2 protein-coding genes and 1 pseudogene are annotated in these 3,830 nt (G+C 65.5%); all 3 read right to left on the bottom strand.

What is annotated here, in order from left to right; all coding sequences use genetic code 11:
• Positions 1–64: 64 nt before the first annotated feature.
• Entirely contained in the window at positions 65–349 is a 285-nt protein-coding gene (hfq, locus tag JCM25156_RS10850; RefSeq protein WP_025813097.1) for an RNA chaperone Hfq, read from the bottom strand.
• Between the two features lie 125 nt (positions 350–474).
• Positions 475–1,866, bottom strand: a complete 1,392-nt coding sequence (gene ntrX, locus JCM25156_RS10845; RefSeq protein ID WP_025813095.1) for a nitrogen assimilation response regulator NtrX — start codon at positions 1,864–1,866, stop codon at positions 475–477.
• Positions 1,856–3,830, bottom strand: a pseudogene (locus JCM25156_RS23570) (ATP-binding protein); the annotation flags it as partial. The pseudogene JCM25156_RS23570 and the gene ntrX, both read right to left, overlap by 11 nt.

Below are 3,830 nucleotides of genomic sequence, written 5' to 3'. Positions count from 1 at the left end.
TCAGGGCGTTCCCACGGCAGGATGACGGCCGCGCGCGTGGCGGAAGCTGGGGGCACCCCCGCCGTCACGACGGGTTGCCATCCGTCACCGCGCGCTCCGGTGTATCTTCGGTCTCGGCCGGGGGTTCGAACAGGCTGACCGGTGTCGCCGGCATGACCGTGCTGATCGCGTGCTTGTAGACAAGCTGGGTGTGCCCGTCGCGCCGCAGCAGGACGGAGAAGTTGTCAAACCACGTTATGATGCCCTGAAGCTTGACACCGTTGACGAGGAAAATGGTAACCGGCGTTTTCGACCGGCGGACGTGATTGAGAAAGACGTCCTGTACATTCTGCGAAGGTTCTTTTGCCACGGCAGGGCCTTACTTGTTGCTTGTTGGGCGGACTTACACGGCACAGTCGCGTGTCATGCTACGGCGTTGCCACCATCCGTATCACAGTTCGTTGTGTAGCAGTCATGCGTGCGGTGGGCAAAAGCTCATCCGGCGTTGCGGTCCTCGGACGTGACGCCAAGCTGCTTGAGCTTGCGATGCAGCGCGCTGCGCTCCATCCCCACGAATCCCGCGGTCCGGCTGATATTCCCACCAAAGCGCAGGAGCTGCGCCTGCAGGTACTGGGTCTCGAACAGGTCGCGTGCTTCCCGCAGGGGAAGGCTCATCACATCCTCGTCAGAATCGAACTTGAGCAGCGCGGGCGCGCCATCCCCCACGGTGGAGGGCAGCATGTCGGCCCGGATGGGATCCGAGCTGTTGCCCGGCATCATGATCAGCAGCCGTTCCATGAGATTGCGCAGCTCACGCACGTTGCCGGGCCATTCATAGCTCTGCAGCGCGGCAATCGCATCACCCGACAGTTCGCGCAGCGGCAGGCCCGCATTCTCTGCCGCGCGGTCAAGGAACATGCGCGCCAGTTCGGGTATGTCCTCGCGCCGTTCGCGCAGGCCGGGAATGCGCAGCGGCACGACGGCGAGCCGGTAGTACAGATCCTCGCGGAAGCGCCCCAGCGCGATCTCGGACTGGAGGTCGCGGTTGGTGGTCGCCAGCACGCGCACATCCACCTTCACCCGCCGCGCGCCGCCCAGCCGCTCGAAGGTCTGGTCCTGAAGCGCGCGCACGATCTTGCCCTGCGTTTCCAGCGGCATGTCCGACACTTCATCCAGCAGGAGCGTGCCGCCATGGGCGCGCTCAAGCACGCCGGTGCGCCGGCCGGCGCCGTTTTCCCCGCCCTCGATGCCGAACAGCTCTTCCTCGAACCGACCGGGCGCGAGGGTGGCGCAGTTCAGGGCGATGAACGGTCCCTCCGCCCGGCGGGAACTGGCGTGGATCATCCGCGCCGCCACTTCCTTGCCCGTGCCCGCCGCGCCTGAAATCAGCACGCGCGAGCCGGTGGGCGCCACGCGGTCGATCTGGTTGCGTACGGCGGTAATGGCGACGCTGCGCCCTTCCAGCACCGTGCTGGAGCCCACGCGCAGGCGCAGTTCCGCGTTTTCACGCGCAAGGCGCGAGGCCTCCAGCGCACGCCGCACCACCACGAGCAGCCGGTCGGCCTGAAAGGGTTTTTCAATAAAGTCATACGCGCCGTGCTGGAGGGCGGCCACGGCGGTCTCGATCGTTCCATGCCCGGAGATCATGATGACCGGAATCGACGGCTCCTCCTTGTGCAGGACGTTGAGGATGCCCAGCCCGTCAAGCCGCGACCCCTGAAGCCACACGTCCAGCACGACCAGCGCGGGCCGACGTTCCCTGAAAGCGGCGATGGCGGAATCGGAATCGGCCGCAAGCCGGGTCTCGTATCCCTCATCAGCCAGAATGCCCTCGATAAGAAGCCGTATATCCGGCTCGTCATCAACGATCAGGATTTCATGCCCCATGGTCGTCCTTTATCGGCAAAATCAACGTCGACACAGCTCCCCTGCCTCCGGCGCGTCCTCAAGCCCGATGCTTCCGCCATGATCCTCAAGAATCTTCTTGACGATCGCAAGGCCAAGGCCGGTTCCCTTGGGCTTGTGGGTCACATACGGCTCGGTCAGTCGGGCGCGGTCCTCGACTGGCAGCCCGATACCGTCATCCGCGATGGCAAGCACGACGTTCGGGCCATTATGGCTCAATGTAATACGGATCGTGCCGATCACGCCATCCCCGCCCGCCGCCTCACGCGGGGGGCGCATGGCGATGGCGTCGGCCGCGTTCTGCAACAGGTTGGTCAGCGCCTGGCCCACCAGCCTGCGGTCACAGTTCACCAGCGGCCCCCGGTCGGGCAGGCTCACCTCGTAGCGGATTTCGGGGTGGGCGTTGCGTTGCAGGATCAGCGCCTCACGCACGATGCGCGAGAGATCCTCCACCCGCATGACGGGCTGCGGCATGCGCGCAAAGGCGGAAAATTCATCCACCATGCGCCCGATATCGCCCACGTGGCGGATGATCGTATCCACGCACTGGGCGAAGGTGTCGGGGTCGGACGCGATCTCGCGCAGGAAGCGGCGCTTGAGCCGCTCGGCCGCGAGCTGGATGGGGGTGAGCGGGTTCTTGATCTCATGGGCGATGCGGCGCGCCACGTCCGCCCAGGCCGCCTTGCGCTGCGCCACCTGCAAGGCTGTTATGTCGTCAAATGTGACCACATATCCGTCAGCGAAATCACCGGTCATGGTGCTCTGCATTTCCGCGCCGATTCGGACCAGCAGGGTGCAGGCCCGCCCGCCCGCCAGCACCTGCACCTCGCCCGTCAGTTCGCGTACGCCGTCATGGGCGATGCGGTCGAGCATGGGGGTGAGTTCGGGCACCACCTCGATCAGCGGGCGGCCCACGCTGGCGGCCATGTCACGATGCAGCAGTACGCTGGCCGCCCGGTTGGGCAGTTCGATCATGCGCTGGGAATCCAACCCGATCACGCCCGCCGACACACCGGCCAGCACGGCCTCGGTAAAGCGGCGGCGCTCGTTGATCTGGTTGGTGGCGTTGACCAGTTCCGCGCGCTGGGTGGCGAGCTGGGTGGTCATGCGGTTGAAGGCGCGGGACAGGCTGGACACCTCGTCATCGCGGTCGCCTTCGGGCACGTTGCTGTCCAGCATGCCCTTGCTCACCCGCTCGGAAGCCAGGATGAGCAGCCCCAGCGGGCGCACGATCTGGTTGGCGAGCATGAGCCCGATCAGGATCGCGGCCCCCAGCACCAGCACGGCGACAAGGGCGAAGATCAGCACGAAGGTGAACTGGATCTTGGCGCGGTTGCCGTTCAGGCGCTGGTAGTCGGCCACCACCTGTTCGGTGCGGTGCATGTGTTCGAGAATGTCGGGATCGACCGGCCTTGCGATCATGAGCATGAGCGGCGGCGTATCGCCCAGCGTGACCACGGCGCGGACGGTCTTTTCATCCGCCGAGTCCAGGATGGCGATTTCGTTGGTCCGCGCCATGAGGGTCGCGGCCGGTGGCGGCAGGTCGCGCAGGTTGGCCGTGCGCCCCATCAGCCCGCCGGAAGCGACCACCGTATTGGTGAACGGGTCGTACACCACCGCCACATCCAGCCCGCGCAGGGTCGCCTGTGAATCCAGCACCTGCGACAGCGCGTCCGAATCATGCAGCAGGTCGCCCCCCGAACCGGACAGGCCATTTTGCGCGCTGACAAGGTAGTTGGCCAGGGAGAAGGCTTCCGTGCGGATATTGGCGTTATGTTCCTGCAGGTAGCCACGCGATGTTTCCAGCGCCTCGTTCAGCGCGGTGTTCACCCTGTCGCTGAACCAGATCTGGATACCGTAGTGAAAGAACACGGCGGCGAAGATGCCCACCACGATGGTCGGCGCGACCGCCACGATGCCGAACAGCGTCACCAGCCGCACATGCA

It is taken from the genome of Komagataeibacter kakiaceti JCM 25156 (assembly GCF_000613305.1).
The sequence above is the reverse complement of the archived record's forward strand: the minus strand, read 5'-3'. Positions and strand labels throughout refer to the sequence as shown.